Origin of the sequence: Streptomyces sp. CWNU-52B (genome assembly GCF_047444975.1) — a bacterium.
Taxonomy (GTDB): domain Bacteria; phylum Actinomycetota; class Actinomycetes; order Streptomycetales; family Streptomycetaceae; genus Streptomyces.
In genome coordinates this window covers 25,023-47,724 of record NZ_JBLFJV010000051.1, presented here as the reverse complement: position 1 = coordinate 47,724, position 22,702 = coordinate 25,023, and the positions used below count along the sequence as shown (strand labels likewise).

The window sequence follows — 22,702 nt, the reverse complement described above, 5'->3', positions numbered from 1 at the left end:
CCCGCCGTGAGGCGAGAGGGGCGCAGATTGCGGTGGCCGACGAAGGCTTCCCTAGTGCGGTTGAAGGCACGCACGGAAGCCAGGGCACACCCCAGGCACAAGGTCTGAGCGTACCTACCTCATAGGCTGCGGTCAAAACAAATGGAACGCGGTGGCACCACTGAGCGGACCATGCCAAGCCCCCGCCCCGTCCGTGATCTTCGTCAGGTCACCAGGGCCACGGCGAACGCCAAGGTCATCAGCAGTGTCCAGCCCGCGATCGACACCCAGCCGAAGACCAGTCCGGTGAGCGCGAGACCCTCGCCGACCTCACCCGTGTGCCGGATCTCGGAGCGGGCGGTGTGCCCCAGGATCACCGCGGGGATCGCGGTGAGACCGGCCGTCAGCAGGCAGAGCCAGCCGCAGACCGCGGCGCCCACGGCCTTGTCGTTCGTCTTGCGCCCCAGGGCGGGGGCGGGGGCCGGCAGGAAGGTCCGCGGGACGGGCCCTGAGAGCGCAGGGAGCGGTACGGGGCCCTGCGGCAGGTCGGACACCAGCACGGCCAGCTCGCCCACCGTACGGGCCTCGTACGCCCGCGCCACGCGCTTCTCGAACTCGGGCTGCTGCATGCGGCCCTCGCCGAACCCCGCTCTGAGCACGTCCACGGCGCGCTCCCGGTCGGCGGTCGAGGCGAGCATCGACTGACCGGCCTGTTCCTGCCAGGGGCGCGGCTGATTCCACCCCTGCCCCTGCCCCGGCTGCCAAGGCGACGGATACGACATTGGGAGCACCTCCCCCCGGACGGACTGGCTCTCCATCATGCTCCAACGTGCCATTTCCGGCACAGGTTCCCGCACCACTCATATCAGGAGTACCCGACACGGCCGCACCGGCTCTGGCCGGCCTGTGGCCGCGCACGCCGAAGGGCGGCCACCCCGGAAGGTGACCGCCCTTCGGATCGAGCGACCCGCTTACTGGTTGTACGGACCGTAGTCGTAGTCCTCCAGCGGAACGGCCTGGCCGGAGCCCGTGCCGAACGGCGAGTAGTCGATGTCGTCGTAGCCGACGGCCGAGTACATCGCGGCCTTGGCCTCCTCGGTCGGCTCGACCCGGATGTTGCGGTAGCGGGACAGACCCGTACCGGCCGGGATGAGCTTACCGATGATGACGTTCTCCTTGAGGCCGATCAGGGAGTCGGACTTGGCGTTGATCGCCGCGTCCGTCAGAACCCTGGTCGTCTCCTGGAAGGACGCCGCCGACAGCCACGACTCGGTGGCGAGCGAGGCCTTGGTGATACCCATCAGCTGCGGCCGGCCGGAGGCGGGGTGACCGCTCTCCTGGACCACACGACGGTTCTCGGTCTCGAACTTCGACCGCTCGACGAGCTCGCCGGGCAGCAGCTCCGCGTCGCCCGACTCGATGATCGTCACACGGCGCAGCATCTGCCGGATGATGATCTCGATGTGCTTGTCGTGGATCGACACGCCCTGCGAGTTGTACACCCGCTGGACCTCGCCGACCAGGTGGACCTGGACGGCACGCTGACCCAGGATGCGCAGCACGTCGTGCGGGTTGGTGGCACCCACGGTGAGCTTCTGGCCCACCTCGACGTGCTCGCCCTCGCTGACCAGGACACGGGCACGCTTCGAGATCGGGAACGCCGTCTCGTCGCTGCCGTCGTCCGGGGTGACGACGAGCTTCTTGGTCTTCTCGGTCTCCTCGATCCGCACGCGGCCGGAGGCCTCGGAGATCGGGGCGACACCCTTGGGCGTACGAGCCTCGAAGAGCTCGACGACACGGGGCAGACCCTGGGTGATGTCGTCACCTGCCACACCACCGGTGTGGAAGGTACGCATCGTCAGCTGCGTACCGGGCTCACCGATGGACTGGGCGGCGATGATGCCGACCGCCTCACCGATGTCGACCAGCTTGCCGGTGGCCAGCGAGCGGCCGTAGCACATGGCGCAGGTACCGACGGCGGACTCGCAGGTCAGGACCGAACGGGTCTTGACCTCCTCGATGCCGTGCTTGACGAGCTCGTCGATGAGGACGTCGCCGAGGTCGGTGTTGGCCGGGGCCAGCACCCGCCCGTCGACGGTGATGTCCTCGGCCAGCGCACGTGCGTACACGCTGGTCTCGACGTTCTCCGCCTTGCGCAGCACGCCCTCGGCGTCCCGCTCGGCGATCGCCAGACGCAGGCCGCGGTCGGTGCCGCAGTCCTCCTCGCGAATGATGACGTCCTGGGAGACGTCGACCAGACGACGGGTGAGGTAACCCGAGTCGGCGGTACGCAGAGCGGTGTCCGCCAGACCCTTACGGGCACCGTGCGTGGAGATGAAGTACTCCAGGACGGACAGGCCCTCACGGAAGGACGCCTTGATGGGACGAGGGATCGTCTCGTTCTTGGCGTTGGACACCAGACCACGCATACCGGCGATCTGACGCATCTGCATCATGTTTCCGCGAGCGCCCGAGTTCACCATCATGGAGACCGGGTTGGTCTTCGGGAAGTTCGCGTTCATCGCCTCGGCGACCTCGTTGGTCGCCTTGGTCCAGATCGCGATGAGCTCCTGCGTGCGCTCGTCCTTGGTGATCAGACCACGCTCGTACTGCTTCTGGACCTTCTCGTCCTGGTCCTCGTAGCCCTTGACGATCGCGCGCTTCGCGTCGGGAACGACGATGTCGGAGATGGCCACGGTGACGCCGGAACGGGTCGCCCAGAAGAAGCCCGCCGCCTTCAGGTTGTCGAGCGTCGCCGCCACGATGACCTTGGGGTAGCGCTCGGCGAGGTCGTTGACGATCTCGGAGAGCTGCTTCTTGCCGACCTCGTAGTCGACGAACGGGTAGTCCTCGGGCAGCAGCTCGTTGAAGAGCGCGCGGCCCAGCGTGGTGTTCAGGCGGAAGGTGTCACCCTGCTGCCACTCCGGCTCGCCCTCTTCACGGGCCGGCGGGGTCCAGCCGCGCGGCGGGATGGTGCCCACCGGGAAGCGGATGTCCACGCGCGACTGCAGCGAGAGCTCGCCGGCGTCGAACGCCATGATCGCCTCGGCCGAGGAGCCGAAGGACCGGCCCTCGCCCTTGACGTCCCGCAGTTCGCCGTCGGTGGTGAGGAAGAACAGACCGAGGACCATGTCCTGGGTCGGCATCGTCACCGGACGGCCGTCGGCGGGCTTGAGGATGTTGTTCGAGGACAGCATCAGGATGCGTGCCTCGGCCTGCGCCTCCGCGGAGAGCGGCAGGTGCACGGCCATCTGGTCACCGTCGAAGTCCGCGTTGAACGCGGTGCAGACGAGCGGGTGGATCTGGATGGCCTTGCCCTCGACCAGCTGCGGCTCGAAGGCCTGGATGCCGAGGCGGTGCAGGGTGGGAGCACGGTTCAGCAGAACCGGGTGCTCGGCGATGACCTCTTCGAGGACGTCGTACACGACCGTGCGGCCGCGCTCCACCATGCGCTTGGCGCTCTTGATGTTCTGCGCGTGGTTCAGGTCCACCAGGCGCTTCATCACGAACGGCTTGAAGAGCTCCAGCGCCATCGCCTTCGGCAGACCGCACTGGTGCAGCTTCAGCTGCGGACCGACGACGATCACGGAACGCGCGGAGTAGTCCACACGCTTGCCGAGCAGGTTCTGACGGAAACGACCCTGCTTGCCCTTGAGCATGTCGCTCAGGGACTTCAGCGGGCGGTTGCCGGGACCGGTGACCGGGCGACCACGACGACCGTTGTCGAAGAGGGCGTCCACGGCCTCCTGGAGCATGCGCTTCTCGTTGTTCACGATGATCTCGGGCGCGCCGAGGTCGAGAAGCCGCTTCAGACGGTTGTTCCGGTTGATCACACGGCGGTACAGGTCGTTCAGGTCGGAGGTCGCGAAGCGGCCACCGTCCAGCTGCACCATCGGGCGAAGGTCCGGCGGGATGACCGGGACGCAGTCGAGGACCATGCCCTTGGGGCTGTTGGAGGTCTGCAGGAAGGCAGACACGACCTTCAGCCGCTTCAGCGCACGGGTCTTCTTCTGGCCCTTGCCGGTACGGATGATCTCGCGGAGGCGCTCTGCCTCCTCGTCGAGGTCGAAGGACTCCAGGCGCTTCTGCAGCGCCGCGGCACCCATCGATCCGTCGAAGTACGTACCGAAGCGGTCGCGCAGTTCGCGGTAGAGCAGCTCGTCACCCTCGAGGTCCTGGACCTTGAGGTTCTTGAAGCGGGTCCACACCTCGTCGAGACGGTCGATCTCGCGCTGCGCGCGGTCGCGCAACTGCTTCATCTCCCGCTCGGCACCTTCGCGCACCTTGCGGCGCACATCGGCCTTGGCACCCTCGGCCTCGAGCTCGGCCAGGTCGGTCTCGAGCTTCTTGGCGCGGGCCTCCAGGTCGGAGTCGCGACGGTTCTCGACCTGCTGACGCTCGACGGAGACGTGCGCCTCCAGCGAGGGCAGGTCGCGCGTACGACGCTCGTCGTCCACGTACGTGATCATGTACGCGGCGAAGTAGATGACCTTCTCGAGGTCCTTCGGGGCGAGGTCGAGCAGGTAGCCAAGGCGTGACGGAACACCCTTGAAGTACCAGATGTGGGTGACGGGAGCGGCCAGCTCGATGTGGCCCATCCGCTCACGACGCACCTTGGCGCGAGTGACCTCGACGCCGCAGCGCTCGCAGATGATGCCCTTGAAGCGGACGCGCTTGTACTTACCGCAGTAGCACTCCCAGTCCCGGGTCGGACCGAAGATCTTCTCGCAGAAGAGTCCGTCCTTTTCGGGCTTGAGGGTGCGGTAGTTGATGGTCTCCGGCTTCTTGACCTCACCGTGGGACCACTGACGAATGTCGTCAGCGGTAGCAAGGCCGATCCGCAGCTCGTCGAAGAAGTTGACGTCGAGCACTTGTCGTCAATCCCTCTTTCGGGGTCGATTCTTCACTGGTCTGACTGGGGTCCGGGGTTAGCCGGGGCTCTTGTTCGGTGAGCCCCGGCCAGACCCGTCAGACCTCTTCGACGCTGCTCGGCTCGCGCCGGGACAGGTCGATACCGAGCTCCTCCGCGGCGCGGAAGACGTCCTCGTCCGTGTCGCGCATCTCGATGGACATGCCGTCCGAGGACAGCACCTCCACGTTGAGGCAGAGCGACTGCATTTCCTTGATGAGCACCTTGAAGGACTCGGGAATGCCGGGCTCAGGAATGTTCTCGCCCTTGACGATGGCCTCGTAGACCTTCACGCGGCCGGTCACGTCGTCGGACTTGATGGTCAGCAGTTCCTGGAGGGCGTACGCGGCGCCATAAGCCTCCAGCGCCCACACCTCCATCTCACCGAAGCGCTGGCCACCGAACTGGGCCTTACCACCCAGCGGCTGCTGGGTGATCATCGAGTACGGACCGGTCGACCGTGCGTGGAGCTTGTCGTCGACCAGGTGGTGGAGCTTGAGGATGTACATGTAGCCGACCGAGACCGGCTCCGGGAACGGCTCGCCGGAGCGGCCGTCGAACATCCTCGCCTTGCCGGACGGCAGCACCATGCGGTCGCCGTCGCGGTTCGGGATGGTGTGCTGGAGCAGGCCCGCGAGCTCGTCCTCGCGCGCACCGTCGAAGACGGGGGTGGCGACGTTCGTACCGGGGTCGACCTTGTCGGCCTCGATGCTCTGCAGGCGCCGCGCCCAGTCCTCGCTGAGCCCCGAGACGTCCCAGCCGCGGCTGGCGAGCCAGCCGAGGTGGATCTCCAGGACCTGTCCCGGGTTCATTCGAGACGGGACACCCAGCGGGTTGAGGATGATGTCGACCGGGGTGCCGTCCTCCAGGAACGGCATGTCCTCGATCGGCAGGATCTTGGAGATGACACCCTTGTTGCCGTGCCGGCCGGCCAGCTTGTCGCCGTCCGTGATCTTGCGCTTCTGCGCCACGTAGACCCGAACCAGCTGGTTCACGCCCGGCGGCAGCTCGTCGCCCTCTTCACGGTCGAAGACGCGGACGCCGATGACCTTGCCGATCTCGCCGTGCGGCACCTTCAGCGAGGTGTCGCGCACCTCGCGCGCCTTCTCACCGAAGATCGCACGGAGCAGGCGCTCCTCCGGGGTCAGCTCGGTCTCACCCTTGGGCGTGACCTTGCCGACCAGGATGTCACCGGCGACGACCTCGGCACCGATGCGGATGATGCCGCGCTCGTCGAGGTCGGCGAGGACCTCCTCGGAGACGTTCGGGATGTCCCGGGTGATCTCCTCGGGGCCGAGCTTGGTGTCACGGGCGTCGACCTCGTGCTCCTCGATGTGGATCGAGGAGAGGACGTCGTCCTGCACGAGGCGCTGCGACAGGATGATCGCGTCCTCGTAGTTGTGACCCTCCCACGGCATGAAGGCGACGAGCAGGTTCTTGCCCAGCGCCATCTCGCCTTCCTGGGTGGCCGGACCGTCGGCGAGAACCTGGTTCTCGACGACCCGGTCGCCCTCGTCGACGACGACCTTCTGGTTGACCGAGGTCCCCTGGTTGGAGCGGGAGAACTTGGCCACCCGGTAGGTGTTGTAGGTGCCGTCGTCGTTGGCCACGGTGACGTAGTCCGCGGATACCTCCTGGACCACACCCGCCTTCTCGGCCTTGATGACGTCACCGGCGTCGACGGCGCAGCGGTACTCCATGCCCGTACCGACGAGGGGAGCCTCGGCGGTGATCAGCGGCACGGCCTGGCGCATCATGTTCGCGCCCATGAGGGCGCGGTTGGCGTCGTCGTGCTCCAGGAACGGGATCATGGCGGTCGCGACCGACACCATCTGGCGCGGCGAGACGTCCATGTAGTCGACGTCGTCACCGGGGACGTAGTCGACCTCTCCGCCACGACGGCGGACCAGGACGCGGGCCTCCTCGAACCGGAAGTCCTCGCTCAGCGGCGCGTTGGCCTGGGCGATGACGAAGCGGTCCTCCTCGTCGGCGGTCAGGTAGTCGACCTCGTCGGTGACGAAACCGTCGGTGACCCGGCGGTAGGGCGTCTCGACGAAACCGAACGCGTTGACCCGGCCGTAGGAGGCGAGCGAGCCGATCAGGCCGATGTTCGGGCCTTCAGGGGTCTCGATCGGGCACATGCGGCCGTAGTGCGAGGGGTGCACGTCACGGACCTCGAAGCCGGCCCGCTCACGGGAGAGACCACCCGGACCAAGAGCCGACAGGCGGCGCTTGTGGGTGAGACCCGACAGCGGGTTGTTCTGGTCCATGAACTGCGAGAGCTGGCTGGTGCCGAAGAACTCCTTGATGGAGGCGACGACCGGCCGGATGTTGATCAGGGTCTGCGGCGTGATCGCCTCGACGTCCTGGGTCGTCATGCGCTCACGGACGACGCGCTCCATCCGCGCCAGGCCCGTACGGACCTGGTTCTGGATGAGCTCGCCGACGTTGCGCAGACGGCGGTTGCCGAAGTGGTCGATGTCGTCGGTCTCGACGACCATCGAGGCGCCGTTGGGGCCGACGGTCTCGGTCTCACCGGCGTGCAGCTTCACCAGGTACTTGATCGTCGAGATGATGTCCTCGACGGTCAGGATCCCGGCGTCGAGCGGCGCCTCGCTGCCGAGCTTCTTGTTCACCTTGTAGCGGCCGACCTTCGCGAGGTCGTAGCGCTTGGGGTTGAAGTAGAGGTTCTCGAGCAGCGTCTGCGCGGCCTCACGGGTCGGGGGCTCACCCGGACGCAGCTTGCGGTAGATGTCGAGGAGCGCGTCGTCCTGGCCCTGGGTGTGGTCCTTCTCCAGGGTGGCGCGCATGGACTCGTACTCGCCGAACTCCTCCAGGATCTGCTCGGTCGTCCAACCGAGAGCCTTGAGCAGGACGGTGACGGACTGCTTGCGCTTGCGGTCGATGCGGACACCGACCATGTCGCGCTTGTCGATCTCCATCTCCAGCCAGGCACCCCGGGACGGGATGACCTTGGAGGAGAAGATGTCCTTGTCGGACGTCTTGTCGATGGAGGAGTCGAAGTAGACACCCGGCGAGCGGACCAGCTGGGACACCACGACACGCTCGGTGCCGTTGATGACGAAGGTGCCCTTGTTCGTCATGAGCGGGAAGTCACCCATGAAGACGGTCTGGGACTTGATCTCGCCGGTCTCGTTGTTGGTGAACTCGGCGGTGACGAAGAGCGGGGCGGCGAACGTGAAGTCGCGCTCCTTGCACTCGTCGATGGAGTTCTTCGGAGGCTCGAAACGGTGGTCGCGGAACGTCAGGGACATCGACCCTGAGAAGTCCTCGATCGGAGAGATCTCCTCGAAGATCTCTTCGAGACCGGACTTGGTGGGGACGTCCTGTCCACTGTCCAGAGCAGCCTCGACACGAGCCTTCCACGCGTCGTTGCCGAGCAGCCAGTCAAAACTTTCGGTCTGCAGCGCAAGAAGGTTCGGAACCTCGAGGGGCTCCTTGATCTTTGCAAAGGAGATGCGCAGCGGGGCGGTGCTGGCGCCGTTGTTCGTATTCGCGGTCGAGGCAGTGCGCGAGGCGGCCAAGAGGGGGTCCTTCCGAGGGCTCGGACTCACTACGCGCGTACCGGTCCCAAGCGGGGCACAGAGCCGGACGTCTCCCGACCGGGCCGTAAAGGACCAGGTCAGGGTCTGTTCGATCCACAGTGCTCAAGCGAGGGCATGCCCCTGGTGACGGGCAGGAGGCAGCTAACAGGCAGCGCAAAGGGTCAGTGTAGCCACCAGGCCCACTGATGTCCAGTGCGGGTTTTTGAAGACCCTCGTTGTTCTCAACCCCTGCTGCAAGCCACGCCCTCGATGCACATCGATACTGCCCTCTCCGCCGCCGATCCATGCCTCGGATCCGGATCGTTGTGACGACGCGTCCTGAGAATTGCGCGCTGCGTGCGGTTCGTCAAGGCCCCCCATGCCCAAACCGGCTGCTGCCATCGTCACGTGCAGCCCGTCCCGCTGCCCGTCACGGGCGGCTGAAGGCACGAACGAAGATCACCCTACTCGTCGCGACCGACAGTGCAAGGCAGCCGCCGCACGGCCCCTCGAACGCCGAAGAGCGACCACCCAGATGGGTGATCGCTCTTCGGTGCGTCAGCGTTACAGCGCTACGAGAACGGCTGTGACGGCGTCGCAGGAGTCCTGGCGGACTCGTCGGGTCACTTGACCTCGACGGAGGCGCCGGCGGTCTTGAGGGACTCGGCAGCCTTCTCGGCGGCGGCCTTGTCGACCTTCTCCAGGACGGGCTTCGGGGCGCCGTCCACGAGGTCCTTGGCCTCCTTCAGACCGAGCGAGGTCAGCTCACGCACGACCTTGATGACCTGGATCTTCTTCTCGCCGGCACCCGTGAGGATGACGTCGAACTCGTCCTGCTCGGCCTCGGCCTCGGCCGGGGCGGCAGCGGCGGCGGGGCCGGCGGCGACCGCGGCGGCGGCGGTGACGTCGAACTTCTCCTCGAAGGCCTTCACGAAGTCGGCGAGCTCGATGAGGGTGAGGTTCTCGAACTGCGCGAGCAGCTCTTCCTGGGACAGCTTCGCCATGATGGCGTCCTTCCACTAATTCGGCAGGTTGGTGCCGGGATGTACTGGTGAAGCGGGCGTACGTTCGGCCCGCTGCGACCGCCGCCTCAGGCTGCGGTCAATGCGCGAGCCGAGTTACTCGGCACCGCCCTGCTCTTCTGCCTTCTTGGCACGAAGCGCCTCCGCGGTGCGGACGAACTTCGAGGGAAGCGCCTGGAAGAGCGTGGCAGCCTGGGACTGCTTGCCCTTGAAGGCACCCGCCAGCTTGGCGAGCAGAACCTCGCGGGAGTCGAGATCCGCGAGCTTCTTGAACTCGTCGGCGGACAGCGCCTTGCCGTCAAGGACACCGCCCTTGATGACGAGGTTCGGGTTGTCCTTGGCGAAGTCACGAAGACCCTTCGCCGACGTCACCGGGTCACCGGAGATGAAGGCAACCGCCGTCGGACCGTTGAACAGGTCGTCGAGCGTCGAGATCCCGGCCTCGTTGGCCGCGATCTTGGTCAGCGTGTTCTTCACCACGGCGTACTGGGCGTCTTCACCGAGCGAACGACGCAGCGTCTTGAGCTGCGCCACGGTGAGACCCCGGTACTCGGTCAGCACGGCGGCGTTCGAGCTACGGAACTGGTCCGCGAGCTCGGCTACCGCGGCAGCCTTGTCGGGCCTTGCCATAAGCGTGGCCTCCTTCCGGGTGATGAGGACCGCTCAGAAGGAGACTGGGAAAACGAAACGCCCCGGCGCAGGCGCACGGGGCGTGGCTCTACCCGACGGAATCCGTACGAAGTACGGGACTGTCCGGGAGCTCATCCACAGTCACCTACGCGGGTCGTCCGCAATTCAGCGGATCCTTCGGTCACCGCGTCCTCCTGCGAGAGCACGGCAACGACCAGCGGTCTTTGGCTTCTGTGGAAGATTACGTGAACCGGGCACCGCCAAGCAAATCCGTATACCTGGCCGTCTCCGGCGAGGGCGTCAGCCCTCCAGGTCGCCCATCATGTCGGCCAGGTCCGCGACGTCCTTGGCCGGCGGGGCCTCGACCGTCACGGGCTTGTCGATGTCGAGGAAGGTGACGGTCATGTCGAGCTCGCCCTTGTCGGCGTCGCCCCGCATACGGAACTGCTTGGCGTGGTCCTCGTCGTCGACCCACATGTCCATCGTGACCGTGTCCAGGCCGAGCTTCTCGTACTGGTCGATGCTCTTCTCCCGCTGGTCACGGGTGGCCTTGCTCTCGCCCTTCAGGGACTCGCGGAACTCGTCGAGCGTGACCGTGCCCTTGTAGTGGGTGGTCTCGACGCCTTCGACCTTCTCGGTGCCGACCTTCTTCACGTCCTTGGACCCGGTGAGGAAGGTGGACTCCTGCGCCGGGTTCCTGTCGATCGTGCCGAGCCCCGGGGCCCCGCCGCCCAGCGCGTCGCCCCCCGACGCGTCGTCCCCCAGCGCGGACAGGTCGAACTTCATCCAGCTCTTGCCGTCCAACTCCTTGGCCACGGCGGCGTTCCCGCCGATGTACATCGCCTTGTCGACGAGGCGGATCTCGGCGCTGCCGTCCGCTCCCTGGTCGAGGGCGGTCACCTGCACGCTCATGGCGAGGTCGGGCTTCATGCGCATCCGGGCCTCGGCCTTGATGCGCCCCTCCTCCGGGGTCCTGCCAGATATCCGATAGCTGAGGGAGGTGATGTCCTCGCTCTGCTTCGCCGCCTTGGCCACGGCCGCGGCAGGTGCCATGTTCGGCGACTGCTCGCTCCCGGCGTCCTTGGAACAGCCGACGGCACCCCCGCCGAGGACGAGCGCGGCCAGCGCCGCACCCGTCGCTCTGTGCCGTACGGACCCGCGTACACACGCGTGCGCGGAAAGCTTCATGGTTCCCCCCTAGGAACAGATGAGCGATTTACAGGCAAAGCGCGAGAGTATCCCAGGGGGGTTCGGGCCGGCCTCCGAGTTTCAGGGCGCCGGCCGTTGCTCAGCGGGCCGGCTGGCTCTGCATGAGGTCCTTGAAGTCGGCGGTGTCGCCCACGGCCGGCTCCTCGACGGAGACCCGCACGCCGTAGTCGCTGTAGTACGCCGTGGAGGACATCGCGCCGGTCGCCAGCTCACCCTTCTCGGCCTTCTTGACCAGCAGGTCCTCGTCGTTCACCCAGATGTCGATCGTCTCGGTGGTCACACCGGCCTGCTCCAGCTGCTGCTTGAGATCGGCCAGCTGGTCCGCGGAGAGGTTCGAGCTCTTGTCCGCGAGGTCCGCGACCTCGACCGTGCCCGAGTAGTGCGTGGTGTCCTCGCCGCGCACCTTCTCGGTGCCGACCTTCTTGACGTCCCCGGAGGCCAGCAGGAGCTTCACCGACTGGTTCGGCGTGGTGTTCTGCATCTGGTCCTTCATGTACGCGCCCGATCCGCCGGCGAGCTTCGCCAGGTCGTCGTAGTCGTACTTGATCCAGTGCTTGCCGCCGGACTGCGTGGCGAACTTGTCACCCATCTTCGCGTAGTAGGCGTCCGGCAGATAGCGGGCCTCCATGGAGGTGGTGCCCAGCTGCCGCATCTGGTCGGCCATCGCGCCGCCGGTGTACGTGATCGTCAGGTTTCCGGTGAGGCCGTCGGCCCAGCCGAGGGCGCCGTCCGCCTCCATCGACATCATCGTGCCCATGGTCGTGGTGGACTCGACCTTGGCGGAGTCCGCGCCGTCGGTGCTCTTCTCCACGGAGCGCAGGGCCGCGATCGGGTTCGCCCGCGTCTTGGCCTTGCCCGCCCCCTTGGAGTCCCCTCCAGAGCCCGCGTCGGAGTCCGACCCACCACAGGCCCCCACGGCGGTCAGAGCGGCCACCACCGCTATCGACACGCTCACGCGGCGCACGCTTGTACTCATCGTTCGTCCCCCTATGCGATTCCTGTGCCTCGCACGCTAGCGCAGGGCACCGACACACGGTCCGGAAACGGACACCGCAGACAGAGACGGGCCCCGCACCTCGAAAGGTTGCGGGGCCCGTCCTGAAGACGCGTCTGCGACGCGGCTGCCGTGAGCGTCAGGCTCAGACGGCGGCCGGGTCCTCCTCGACGAGGAGGTTGCGGGTGCGGTTCGGGTCGATCGGAACGCCGGGGCCGATCGTGGTGCTGATCGCGGCCTTCTTGATGTAGCGACCCTTGGCGGCCGACGGCTTCAGACGAAGGATCTCGTCGAGCGCGGCGCCGTAGTTCTCCACCAGCTGGGTGTCGTCGAACGACGCCTTGCCGATGATGAAGTGCAGGTTCGAGTGCTTGTCGACGCGGAACTCGATCTTGCCGCCCTTGATCTCGGTCACGGCCTTGGCCACGTCCGGGGTCACGGTGCCCGTCTTCGGGTTCGGCATCAGACCACGCGGGCCGAGGACACGGCCCAGGCGGCCGACCTTGCCCATGAGGTCGGGGGTGGCGACGACGGCGTCGAAGTCCAGACGCCCCTTCGCCACCTCGTCGATGAGCTCGTCCGAGCCGACGATGTCGGCGCCTGCGGCGGTCGCTGCCTCGGCACGGTCACCGGTCGCGAAGACCAGGACCCGGGCGGTCTTGCCGGTGCCGTGCGGGAGGTTCACGGTGCCGCGGACCATCTGGTCGGCCTTGCGCGGGTCGACGCCCAGACGGAAGGCGATCTCGACGGTGCCGTCGAACTTGGAGGTGGAGGTCTCCTTGGCGAGACGGACGGCCTCGAGCGGGGCGTACAGCTTTTCCCGGTCGATCTTGGCGTCCGCAGCGCGGAGAGACTTGCTGCGCTTGCTCACTACTGCTCCTGGTGTTCTGAGGAGTCGTGGTAGGGGCCGAGCAGGCCCTGCCACGGTGTGCTCTACGAAGGTGGGGGTCAGCCCTCGACCGTGATGCCCATGGAGCGGGCGGTGCCGGCGATGATCTTCGACGCGGCGTCCAGGTCGTTGGCGTTCAGGTCGGGCAGCTTGGTCGTGGCGATCTCACGGACCTGCGCCTGGCTGATCTTGGCGACCTTGGTCTTGTGCGGCTCGCCGGAGCCCTTCTCGACACCGGCGGCCTTGAGGATCATCTTCGCGGCCGGCGGGGTCTTGGTGATGAAGGTGAAGGAGCGGTCTTCGTAGACCGTGATCTCCACCGGGATGACCCAGCCGCGCTGCGACTCGGTCGCGGCGTTGTAGGCCTTGCAGAACTCCATGATGTTGACGCCGTGCTGGCCCAGTGCGGGGCCGACCGGCGGCGCCGGGTTGGCCGCACCGGCCTGGATCTGGAGCTTGATGAGCCCCGTGACCTTCTTCTTCTTGGGAGGCATTGCTCTCTCCGGGTCCTAGTGAGAGTTTCGAGCCGTCCGTTCCGGATCATCCGGATGGAGGCATACCGCACAACGATAACGGGTATCCATGCGCGGCCAAAAACCGAGCAGGTCAGACGGGCTGCGAGAGCCTGTCTGACCTGGTCGGAGGCATACGGTCCGAAAGAACGTCAGTTCTTCTGGATCTGGTCGAAGCTGAGCTCCACCGGGGTCTCGCGGCCGAAGATCTCGACGAGGCCCTTGACCTTCTTCGAGTCGGCGTTGATCTCGTTGATGGTCGCCTGCAGCGTCGCGAACGGGCCGTCGGTGACGGTGACCGAGTCGCCCACCTCGAAGTCCAGTACCTGGACCTCCAGCTTGCGGGACGGAGCCGGCTTGCCTTCGGCCTCCGCGGCCTCGCGGGCGGCCTTCTCCTCGGCCTCGGGGGCGAGCATCTTGACGATCTCGTCCAGCGTCAGCGGGTACGGGTCGTAGGCGTTGCCCACGAAGCCGGTGACGCCGGGGGTGTTGCGCACCACGCCCCAGGACTCGTTCGTCAGATCCATGCGCACCAGCACGTAGCCGGGGAGCTTGTTCTGCTTGATGGTCTTGCGCTCGCCGTTCTTGATCTGCGCGACCTCTTCTTGCGGCACCTCGGCCGCGAAGATGAAGTCCTCGACATTCAGCGAGACGGCGCGCTGTTCGAGGTTGGTCTTCACGCGGTTCTCGTAACCGGCGTACGTGTGGATGACGTACCACTCGCCGGGCAGGGCGCGGAGTTCCTCGCGGAGGGCGGTGACGGGGTCGACCGGCTCGGCCTCCTCCGCCTCCACCTCGTCGGTCTCGGCTTCGTCGGTCTCGGCGGAGTCCTCGGACGCGTCGGTGACAGCCTCGGTGGCGTCCGCGTCGTCTTCGGGGTCCTCGCCGGACTCGTCCTCGACGTGCGTGGCGGCCTCTTCGGCGGGCTTGTCCGCTGCGGCGTCTGCAGCCTCGACCCCGTCCTCGACGTCCGCGCCCTCGACGATGTCGCGCCCGTCGTCAACGGACTCGACCGGCTCGACGGCATCGTTCAGGTTCGGGTCAGACACGGTGGCTGCTTCTTCCTGGATCATGGGGGTGGAACACGCGAAAGCGGGCGCCGGGTACGGCGCCCTTCGCGCTTGGCTCAGCCAAAGACGTACTTGGCGGCCTTGTCGAGTCCGAAGTCAATCAGAGTGACGAGGCCGATCATGATGACAACGAACACAATCACCACTGTGGTGTACGTCGTCAGCTGATTGCGAGTCGGCCAGACGACCTTGCGGAGTTCCGCGACGATCTGGCGGTAGAAGAGAGCGAGGCGCTTCAGCGGGCCCTTCTTGGCACGCTTACCGCCCTTGCGGCCCTTCTTCTGGGACTCCGGCGCCTCATCCTGGGCATCAGGCATGTCGATGGAGCCCACGGCGTCCGTCACTCGTCCTCACCTGATTCCGGGTCGTGGCCGTGCCGCGCCCGGTGTGAGCCGCACGGCGGTGCAATGCAGTACGTACTTGTGCACACATCCTGGTGAAAGGAGTGTGTAGCAGGGCCGGAGGGACTTGAACCCGCAACCGCTGGTTTTGGAGACCAGTGCTCTACCAATTGAGCTACGACCCTTTGCTTCCTTCACAACGTACCGCATCGGTCCGAGTGCTCGGAGTGCATCGGAAGGGCGCGGCTGCGAAGGCCAACGAGGTGAGAGTGTACGTGGTCGACGGCCGGTCGTCGAACAGAAAGTGCCGTTACGGACTTTGTCCCGGCCACGCCCTGGTTCCGTCCCACGTTGCCCAGTCTGTGAAACCAGTGTGCCGGGTACGTTTCCGGTCTGAAACGATGGGCCCATGAGCGCTGCAATCCCTCCCACCGAGCGCCGGGTCTCCGCCCGAGTCGGCGCGATCTCCGAATCCGCCACTCTCGCCGTGGACGCCAAGGCCAAGGCCCTGAAGGCCGCCGGACGTCCGGTGATCGGCTTCGGCGCCGGCGAGCCCGACTTCCCGACCCCGGACTACGTCGTCGAGGCCGCCGTCGAGGCGTGCAAGAACCCGAAGTACCACCGCTACACGCCGGCCGGCGGGCTGCCCGAGCTGAAGGCGGCGATCGTCGCCAAGACGCTGCGTGACTCGCACTACGAGGTGGACGCCTCCCAGGTCCTGGTGACCAACGGCGGCAAGCAGGCCATCTACCAGGCGTTCGCCGCGATCCTCGACCCGGGCGACGAGGTCATCGTCCCGGCTCCCTACTGGACGACGTACCCCGAGTCGATCCGGCTCGCCGGCGGTGTCCCCGTCGACGTCGTCGCGGACGAGACCACCGGCTACCGCGTCTCGGTCGAGCAGCTGGAGGCGGCCCGCACGGAGCGGACCAAGGTCGTCCTCTTCGTGTCGCCCTCCAACCCGACGGGCGCCGTCTACAGCGCCGAGGAGACCGAGGCCATCGGCCGCTGGGCCGTCGAGCACGGCCTGTGGGTGTTGACGGACGAGATCTACGAGCACCTCGTCTACGGGGACGCGAAGTTCACCTCGCTGCCGGCAGTACTTCCTGAGCTGCGCGACAAGTGCATCGTGGTCAACGGCGTCGCCAAGACGTACGCGATGACCGGCTGGCGGGTCGGGTGGGTCATCGGCCCCAAGGACGTGGTGAAGGCCGCGACCAACCTGCAGTCCCACGCCACGTCGAACGTGTCGAACGTGGCCCAGGCCGCGGCGATCGCCGCCGTCTCGGGCGACCTGACGGCCGTCGCCGAGATGCGCGAGGCCTTCGACCGGCGCCGCAGGACGATCGTGCGGATGCTCAACGAGATCGACGGCGTGCTCTGCCCTGAGCCCGAGGGCGCCTTCTACGCGTACCCCTCGGTGAAGGCCCTCCTCGGCAAGGAGATCCGCGGCAAGCGCCCGCAGGACTCCGTCGAGCTGGCCGCGCTGATCCTGGAGGAGGCCGAGGTGGCGGTCGTCCCGGGCGAGGCCTTCGGCACGCCGGGCTATCTGCGGCTGTCGTACGCGCTGGGTGACGAGGACCTCGTCGAGGGTGTCTCGCGGATCCAGAAGCTGCTGGCGGAGGCCAAGGCCTGACCTCCTCACGACGTCACGACTGCCGCGTCACACACACTGACGCACTCACGCGAGCAGGCAGAGCGGGCCGCTTCCCCCGGGAGGCGGCCCGCTTCTTCGTGCCCGCCGCTTCTTCGAGTCTTCGTGCGAGCAAGACCACGTTCAGGGAAAGCGCTACCGATACGGCGGTGGCGTGCGGCAGGATCCTCGAATGGAGCACGTACGTGATGTCTCTGAGCTGCCCAAAGCCCATCTGCATCTGCACTTCACCGGATCGATGCGGCACACCACTCTGCTGGAACTGGCCGACAAGCACGGCATCCATCTGCCCGACGCGCTGACGAGCGGTGAGCCGCCCAGGCTGCGGGCGACGGACGAGCGCGGCTGGTTCCGCTTCCAGCGCCTGTACGACGCGGCGCGGTCGTGCCTCAGGGATCCCGAGGACATCCGGCGGATCGTGCGCGAAGCCGCCGAGGAGGACCTCAAGGACGGCTCGGGGTGGCTGGAGATCCAGGTCGACCCCACGTCGTACGCACCGCGCCTGGGCGGTCTGATCCCGGCCCTGGAGATCATCCTGGACGCGGTGGAGTCGGCCGCGCGCGAGACCGGGCTCGGGATGCGGGTCCTGGTCGCCGCGAACCGGATGAAGCACCCCCTGGACGCCCGCACGCTGGCCCGCCTGGCCGTGCGGTACGCGGACCGCGGCATCGTCGGGTTCGGGCTCTCCAACGACGAGCGGCGGGGCATGGCACGGGACTTCGACCGGGCCTTCGCGATCGCCCGGGACGGCGGGCTGCTGGCGGCCCCGCACGGCGGTGAGCTGACGGGCCCGGCGTCCGTACGCGACTGCCTGGACGACCTGCACGCCTCACGGATCGGGCACGGGGTGCGGGCCGCCGAGGACCCGCGGCTGCTGAAGCGGCTCGCGGACCGGGGCATCACCTGCGAGGTCTGCCCCGCCTCGAACGTCGCTCTGGGGGTCTACGAAAAGCCTGAGGACGTCCCCTTGCGCACACTCTTCGAAGCGGGTGTGCCCATGGCGCTCGGCGCGGACGACCCGCTGCTGTTCGGCTCGCGACTGGCCGCCCAGTACGAGATGGCGCGCCGCCACAACGGCTTCACGGACGCGGAACTGGCCGAGTTGGCACGTCAGTCGGTACGGGGCTCCGCGGCCCCGCACGACACCCGGGAGAAGCTGCTGTCCGGGATCGACGACTGGCTGGCCGCCCCGGTCGTCTGAAGGAGCGGGCGCGGGGCGGTGAGGCGGCGGGGCGGGACCGCGGGCGCGGAGGCCGCCGCGGGCGCGGAGGCTTCAGAGGCTGACGCCCACCGTCACCGGTTCGTTGACGAGCGTGATCCCGAAGGCGGCGTGCACCCCGGCGACGACCTCTCGGGCGAGCGCGAGGAGGTCCTCCGTGGTGGCCCCGCCGCGGTTGGTGAGAGCCAGCGTGTGCTTGGTGGAGATACGGGCGGGACCGGTGCCGTACCCCTTGGTGAAGCCGGACTTGTCGATCAGCCAGGCCGCGGAGGTCTTGGTGTGCTCGTCGTCCGCGGGATAGGCGGGCGGGGTCACGCCCTCGCCCAGACGCTCCGCCACGCGCGCGTGGAACACGGCGAACTCCTCGCGCGTGAGGATCGGGTTGGTGAAGAACGACCCGGCGGACCAGGTGTCGTGGTCCTCGGGGTCGAGCACCATGCCTTTCCCGGCCCGCAGTTTCAGGACGGTCTCGTGGGCCTCGCCCAGGGGCACCCGGTCACCGGGTCCGACACCGAGCGCGCGAGCCGTCTCGGCGTACTTGACGGGTGAGGACAGCCCGGAGGCGTCCTCCAGCTCGAAGCGGACCCGCAGCACGACGAACCGCTCGGGATCGCTCTTGAAACGACTGTGCCGGTACGAGAAGGCACACTCCTCGTTCGGAATCGTGACCGTCTCATGGCTCTTCCGGTCGTACGCGACCACCTCGGTGATCGTCGACGACACTTCCTGGCCGTACGCGCCCACGTTCTGGATCGGCGTCGCGCCGGCGGAGCCGGGGATTCCGGCGAGGCACTCGACGCCTGCGAGGCGCGCCTCGACGGTGCGGGCGACCGCGTCGGTCCACACCTCTCCGGCGGCCAGTTCCAGCTTCGTACCGTCGAGCAGAAAGCCGCGCGTGGCGATGCGCAGGGCGGTGCCCGGGAAGCCCTTGTCACCGATGACGAGGTTGGATCCGCCACCGATCAGGAGCAGCGGCGTACCGGAGTCGTCGGCCTCGCGGACCGCCGCGATCACCTCGTCGTCGGTGGTCGCGGTGATCAGCCGGGCGGCGGGACCACCGAGCCGGAAGGTGGTCAGCGGGGCGAGGGCGGTGTCGTGGAGTTCCTGCACGTGCCCAGGGTACGAGAACGGCCGACGGGTACGGCCCCGCCGGTCGGCGGGGCCGTACTGGGGTCGCTCCGGGGTCGCCCCGGGTCGGAAGTTCGGCCCAGGACTCAGTGCGAGGCTGCCGCCAGTGCGGGAGCGGGCGCCTGCGTGTCCTCCTCCGTCCCGGTCGCGCGCCGTCGGCCCGGGATGCACAGCGCCGCGAGCCCCGCCACGGCCACCGCGCCCGAGCCGACCCACAGCGCGGGCCGGATGCCGTCCACGAAGGTGCCCGCGCTCTCGTAGCCGCCCTGCGAGGAGAAGATCGAGGCCATCACCGCGATGCCGAGGGCGCCGCCGACCTCGCGCAGCGCGTTGTTGGCGCCGGACGCGATCCCCTGCTCCTGCGGCAGGACGCTGGACATGACCAGGCTGGAGGCGGGAGCGAAGTACAGGGACATCCCGATGCCGCTGATGATCAGGGCGGGGAGCTGCGTGGCGTACGCCGTGTCGGCCTCGACCACGAGGGCGAACCAGCCGAGCCCGACCGCCTGCAGGAACAGACCCGCGGCGACGACGGGGCGACCGCCGATCCGGTCGGACAGGTAGCCCGCGACCGGCGCGACGAGCATCGGCATGCCGGTCCACGGCAGCATGCGCAGCCCCGCCTCGGTGGGCGAGTAGCCGAGCACGCCCTGCATGTACTGGCTGAGCAGGAAGATCGAGCCGAACATCCCGAGGAACATCAGCAGGCTGGCCGCGTTGATCCCGGCGAAGGCCCGGCTCCGGAAGAGACGCATCGGCAGCATCGGGTTCTTGGCGCGCATGCCGTGGATCACGAAGCCCACGAGCAGGGCCGCACCCGTGAACAGGGCCAGCAGGACGACACCGTCGCTCCAGCCGACGACAGGCGCCCGGACCAGCCCGAACACGATCCCGAAGAGACCGCCGCTGGCGAGCAGGGTGCCGCGGATGTCGAGCGGGGCACCGGAGCCGAACGACTCCGAGAGGCGCAGCCGGGCGAGCGGCAGCAGGGCGAGGCCCAGCGGAACGTTCAGCCAGAAGATCCACTGCCAGGACAGGTGTTCGGTGAGGCTGCCGCCGATGAGCGGCCCCGAGGCGACCGCGAGTCCGTTGACGGCGCCCCATATCCCGTACGCCATCCCGCGCTTGGCGACCGGTACGGCGGCCGTGAGGAGGGTCAGCGTGAGCGGCATCATGATGGCCGCGCCGACACCCTGGACCGCGCGGGCGGCGATCAGCGAGTCGATGCCGGGCGCCATGGCCGCCGCGGCGGACGCCCCGGTGAAGACGGTGATGCCGACGAGGAAGAGCCGGCGGCGGCCGAAGCGGTCGCCCAGGGCCGCGCCGAACATCAGCAGCACGGCGAAGGTGAGCGTGTACGCGCTCACGGTCCATTCCAGGTCGTCGAGTGCTCCCCCGAAGTCCTCGCGGATCGAGGGCAGGGCGGTGGTGACGACGAGGTTGTCGAGGGCCGCCATGAATCCGGCGACGCTGGTGATGACGAGGGCCCAGACGGACCCCCCGCGGCGTTCGGTCGGCTGTTCCGTCCGTCGTGGCTGTTGTGACATCTGTTGTGACATCGCTCCCCCAGCGGGTGATCGCTACTGTGATGGTTGGTTAGTAATTACTGACTAACTTTCTCGGGCATGAAAACGCGCCGAAGAGGTGCCGACACCGCACCACCCCTCCCACTCCCGCGCGCCCCCTCAACACTTCCCGAGCGACCCCTCGGCCCCTGCCGAGGGGTCGAGCCCTTCCCACACCCGGTGCCGGGGCGGGAAGCCCATGGCCACCAGGCAGTTGATCAGCATCCCGTGGGACAGGAACTCGGTGGTCACGTCCACGTCGGCGCCGAGCGACAGATGCGCGACGTCCCACAGCCGCATCCAGCCGGCCCGCACCGCCTCACCGAATTCGTGGTCGCCGGCCTGCTCGGCGGCCGCCACGGCGACGTACATCTGCATCTGCATGAGCAGCTGCTCCGGCTCCTCGGCGATGACCCTCGTGTACGCGTCGGCCATGGAGTGCAGGGCCTCCTCGCCCTCCAGCCCCTCGGACGCCACCTCGAACGCGCGCCTGGTGTCGTCCAGGCAGCGCTCGACGGCCGCGAGGAAGATCGCCCTCTTGCTGGGGAAGAGCCGGAAGAGGTACGGCTGCGAGACCCCCACGCGCTTGGCGATCGCCTCGGTGGACGTGCCGTAGTAGCCGCCCCGGGCGAACTCACTCATCGCCGCGCGAATGACGCTCTCACGCCGTTCCCCTGCGCTCATCCTGACCATGCGAGGAAGTTAGTACTCAATCACTAACTAAGTCAAGGGGTCCACAGGCAAGGCCACAGATCCATAGGTCCACACGTCCACAGGTAAGGGGCGCCCACAATGGCGGACGCCCCTTACCTGTACTTCCACGCTTCGGTCCGGCCGGGTCAGGCCAGCCGTACGACGGCCCGGGACATGCCCAGTACCTTCTGGCCCGCGCTCGTCGCGACGAGGTCGACGCGGACGGTGTTGTCGTCGAGCTTGACGGCGACCTTGCCGGTGACCTCGATCGTGGCCCCCTTGTCGTCGTTCGGGACGACGACGGGCTTGGTGAAGCGCACGCCGTACTCGACGACCGCACCCGGGTCACCGGTCCAGTCGGTGACGACCCGGATCGCCTCGGCCATGGTGAACATGCCGTGCGCGATGACGTCCGGGAGGCCCACCTCCTTGGCGAACTTCTCGTTCCAGTGGATCGGGTTGAAGTCCCCGGAGGCGCCCGCGTACTGCACGAGGGCCGCACGGGTCACACCGAAGGTCCGGGCCGGCAGCTCGGTGCCGACCTCGACGTCGGCGTACGAGATCTTCGCGGTCATCTGTTCACGCCCCTTCGGCCGCGCGGGACACGAGCTTGGTCCAGGCAGTCACCACGTGCTCGCCCGCCTCGTCGTGGACCTCGCCGCGGATGTCCAGGATGTCGTTGCCCGCCATGGACTTGATCGCCTCGATGGTGGACGTGACCGTGAGCCGGTCCCCCGCGCGCACCGGGCGCCGGTGGACGAACTTCTGGTCACCGTGCACGACGCGGCTGTAGTCGAGACCCAGCTGGGGGTCCCTGACGACCTCACCCGCGGCCTTGAAGGTGATCGAGAACACGAACGTCGGCGGGGCGATCACATCGGGATGGCCGAGGGCCCTGGCGGCCTCGGGGTCGGTGTAGGCGGGGTTCGGGTCCCCCACCGCCTCCGCGAATTCCCGGATCTTCTCCCGGCCGACCTCGTACGGGTCGGTGGGCGGGTAGGACCGCCCCACGAAGGACTGGTCGAGCGCCATCGGCTCGGCACCTCCTGGTTCGCAGCTGGTCTAACGACGCGAGGCCGCCCCCCTGTTGCAGGGGACGGCCTCGTGAACGAGCCTGTGTTTATCGCGTTTCGCGGTGCGCGGTGTGCGAGTTGCAGCGCGGGCAGTGCTTCTTCATCTCAAGTCGGTCCGGGTTGTTACGCCGGTTCTTCTTGGTGATGTAGTTCCGCTCCTTGCACTCCACGCAGGCCAGCGTGATCTTCGGGCGGACGTCGGTGGCAGCCACGTGAGTGCTCCTTGCCGGGACGGATGGGACAGGTATTAACGCATGAAAGAGTAGCCGA

At 67.6% G+C, this 22,702-nt stretch carries 19 protein-coding genes and 1 tRNA gene; 2 read left to right on the top strand and 18 right to left on the bottom strand.

Annotated features, from left to right (window positions below; genetic code table 11):
• Nucleotides 1-203: 203 nt before the first annotated feature.
• The 12 genes from ACLVWQ_RS35540 to ACLVWQ_RS35485 form a co-directional block, all read right to left on the bottom strand.
• A complete protein-coding gene (locus ACLVWQ_RS35540; RefSeq protein ID WP_414113395.1) occupies nucleotides 204-761 on the bottom strand; it encodes a DUF1707 and DUF4190 domain-containing protein in 558 nt (185 codons plus the stop codon).
• A gap of 189 nt (nucleotides 762-950) precedes the next feature.
• Complete coding sequence (locus tag ACLVWQ_RS35535) at nucleotides 951-4,850, bottom strand: DNA-directed RNA polymerase subunit beta' (RefSeq protein ID WP_414113394.1); 3,900 nt, start codon at nucleotides 4,848-4,850, stop codon at nucleotides 951-953.
• Nucleotides 4,851-4,947: 97 nt separating this feature from the next.
• The gene (gene rpoB, locus ACLVWQ_RS35530) at nucleotides 4,948-8,433 is read right to left on the bottom strand and encodes a DNA-directed RNA polymerase subunit beta (RefSeq protein WP_414113393.1); all 3,486 of its coding nucleotides are present in this window, start codon (nucleotides 8,431-8,433) and stop codon (nucleotides 4,948-4,950) included.
• 623 nt (nucleotides 8,434-9,056) lie between these two features.
• A complete protein-coding gene (rplL, locus tag ACLVWQ_RS35525; protein ID WP_414113392.1) occupies nucleotides 9,057-9,437 on the bottom strand; it encodes a 50S ribosomal protein L7/L12 in 381 nt (126 codons plus the stop codon).
• A 114-nt stretch (nucleotides 9,438-9,551) separates the two neighbouring features.
• A complete protein-coding gene (rplJ, locus tag ACLVWQ_RS35520; RefSeq protein WP_414113391.1) occupies nucleotides 9,552-10,085 on the bottom strand; it encodes a 50S ribosomal protein L10 in 534 nt (177 codons plus the stop codon).
• Nucleotides 10,086-10,385: 300 nt separating this feature from the next.
• Nucleotides 10,386-11,273 carry a DUF1396 domain-containing protein gene (locus ACLVWQ_RS35515; RefSeq protein WP_414113390.1) on the bottom strand — a complete coding sequence of 296 codons (888 nt, stop codon included), beginning with the start codon at nucleotides 11,271-11,273 and terminating at the stop codon, nucleotides 10,386-10,388.
• 100 nt (nucleotides 11,274-11,373) lie between these two features.
• On the bottom strand, nucleotides 11,374-12,270 hold the full coding sequence (locus ACLVWQ_RS35510; RefSeq protein ID WP_414113389.1) for a hypothetical protein: 897 nt from the start codon (nucleotides 12,268-12,270) through the stop codon (nucleotides 11,374-11,376).
• Between the two features lie 163 nt (nucleotides 12,271-12,433).
• Entirely contained in the window at nucleotides 12,434-13,159 is a 726-nt protein-coding gene (gene rplA, locus ACLVWQ_RS35505; protein ID WP_414113388.1) for a 50S ribosomal protein L1, read from the bottom strand.
• A gap of 77 nt (nucleotides 13,160-13,236) precedes the next feature.
• Nucleotides 13,237-13,671, bottom strand: a complete 435-nt coding sequence (gene rplK / locus ACLVWQ_RS35500; protein WP_414113387.1) for a 50S ribosomal protein L11 — start codon at nucleotides 13,669-13,671, stop codon at nucleotides 13,237-13,239.
• Between the two features lie 170 nt (nucleotides 13,672-13,841).
• A complete protein-coding gene (nusG, locus tag ACLVWQ_RS35495) occupies nucleotides 13,842-14,738 on the bottom strand; it encodes a transcription termination/antitermination protein NusG (protein ID WP_414113386.1) in 897 nt (298 codons plus the stop codon).
• Nucleotides 14,739-14,815: 77 nt separating this feature from the next.
• Nucleotides 14,816-15,103 carry a preprotein translocase subunit SecE gene (gene secE / locus ACLVWQ_RS35490; RefSeq protein WP_055517385.1) on the bottom strand — a complete coding sequence of 96 codons (288 nt, stop codon included), beginning with the start codon at nucleotides 15,101-15,103 and terminating at the stop codon, nucleotides 14,816-14,818.
• A 109-nt stretch (nucleotides 15,104-15,212) separates the two neighbouring features.
• Nucleotides 15,213-15,285, bottom strand: a tRNA-Trp gene (locus ACLVWQ_RS35485).
• 224 nt (nucleotides 15,286-15,509) lie between these two features.
• Between ACLVWQ_RS35485 and ACLVWQ_RS35480 the strand changes: the two genes are divergently transcribed.
• Together ACLVWQ_RS35480 and ACLVWQ_RS35475 are read left to right on the top strand one after the other, a co-directional pair.
• Nucleotides 15,510-16,736: a pyridoxal phosphate-dependent aminotransferase gene (locus tag ACLVWQ_RS35480; protein ID WP_414113385.1), complete on the top strand. Its 1,227-nt coding sequence runs from the start codon at nucleotides 15,510-15,512 to the stop codon at nucleotides 16,734-16,736.
• A 190-nt stretch (nucleotides 16,737-16,926) separates the two neighbouring features.
• On the top strand, nucleotides 16,927-17,955 hold the full coding sequence (locus ACLVWQ_RS35475; protein ID WP_414113384.1) for an adenosine deaminase: 1,029 nt from the start codon (nucleotides 16,927-16,929) through the stop codon (nucleotides 17,953-17,955).
• Between the two features lie 72 nt (nucleotides 17,956-18,027).
• On the opposite strand, the gene ACLVWQ_RS35470 is transcribed toward ACLVWQ_RS35475, so the two are convergent.
• The 6 genes from ACLVWQ_RS35470 to rpmG all read right to left on the bottom strand — a co-directional run bounded on the left by ACLVWQ_RS35470 (nucleotide 18,028) and on the right by rpmG (nucleotide 22,644).
• Entirely contained in the window at nucleotides 18,028-19,083 is a 1,056-nt protein-coding gene (locus tag ACLVWQ_RS35470; protein WP_414113383.1) for a UDP-N-acetylmuramate dehydrogenase, read from the bottom strand.
• A 104-nt stretch (nucleotides 19,084-19,187) separates the two neighbouring features.
• On the bottom strand, nucleotides 19,188-20,660 hold the full coding sequence (locus tag ACLVWQ_RS35465) for an MFS transporter (protein ID WP_414113382.1): 1,473 nt from the start codon (nucleotides 20,658-20,660) through the stop codon (nucleotides 19,188-19,190).
• A gap of 126 nt (nucleotides 20,661-20,786) precedes the next feature.
• A complete protein-coding gene (locus tag ACLVWQ_RS35460) occupies nucleotides 20,787-21,359 on the bottom strand; it encodes a TetR/AcrR family transcriptional regulator (RefSeq protein WP_414113381.1) in 573 nt (190 codons plus the stop codon).
• 146 nt (nucleotides 21,360-21,505) lie between these two features.
• Nucleotides 21,506-21,934, bottom strand: coding sequence for a MaoC family dehydratase (locus ACLVWQ_RS35455; protein WP_414113380.1), 429 nt, complete (start codon nucleotides 21,932-21,934; stop codon nucleotides 21,506-21,508).
• Between the two features lie 4 nt (nucleotides 21,935-21,938).
• On the bottom strand, nucleotides 21,939-22,391 hold the full coding sequence (locus tag ACLVWQ_RS35450) for a MaoC family dehydratase N-terminal domain-containing protein (protein WP_414113379.1): 453 nt from the start codon (nucleotides 22,389-22,391) through the stop codon (nucleotides 21,939-21,941).
• 88 nt (nucleotides 22,392-22,479) lie between these two features.
• Nucleotides 22,480-22,644 (bottom strand): 50S ribosomal protein L33, encoded by a 165-nt coding sequence (rpmG, locus tag ACLVWQ_RS35445; RefSeq protein ID WP_003956487.1) that lies wholly within the window; start codon nucleotides 22,642-22,644, stop codon nucleotides 22,480-22,482.
• Nucleotides 22,645-22,702: the final 58 nt, after the last annotated feature.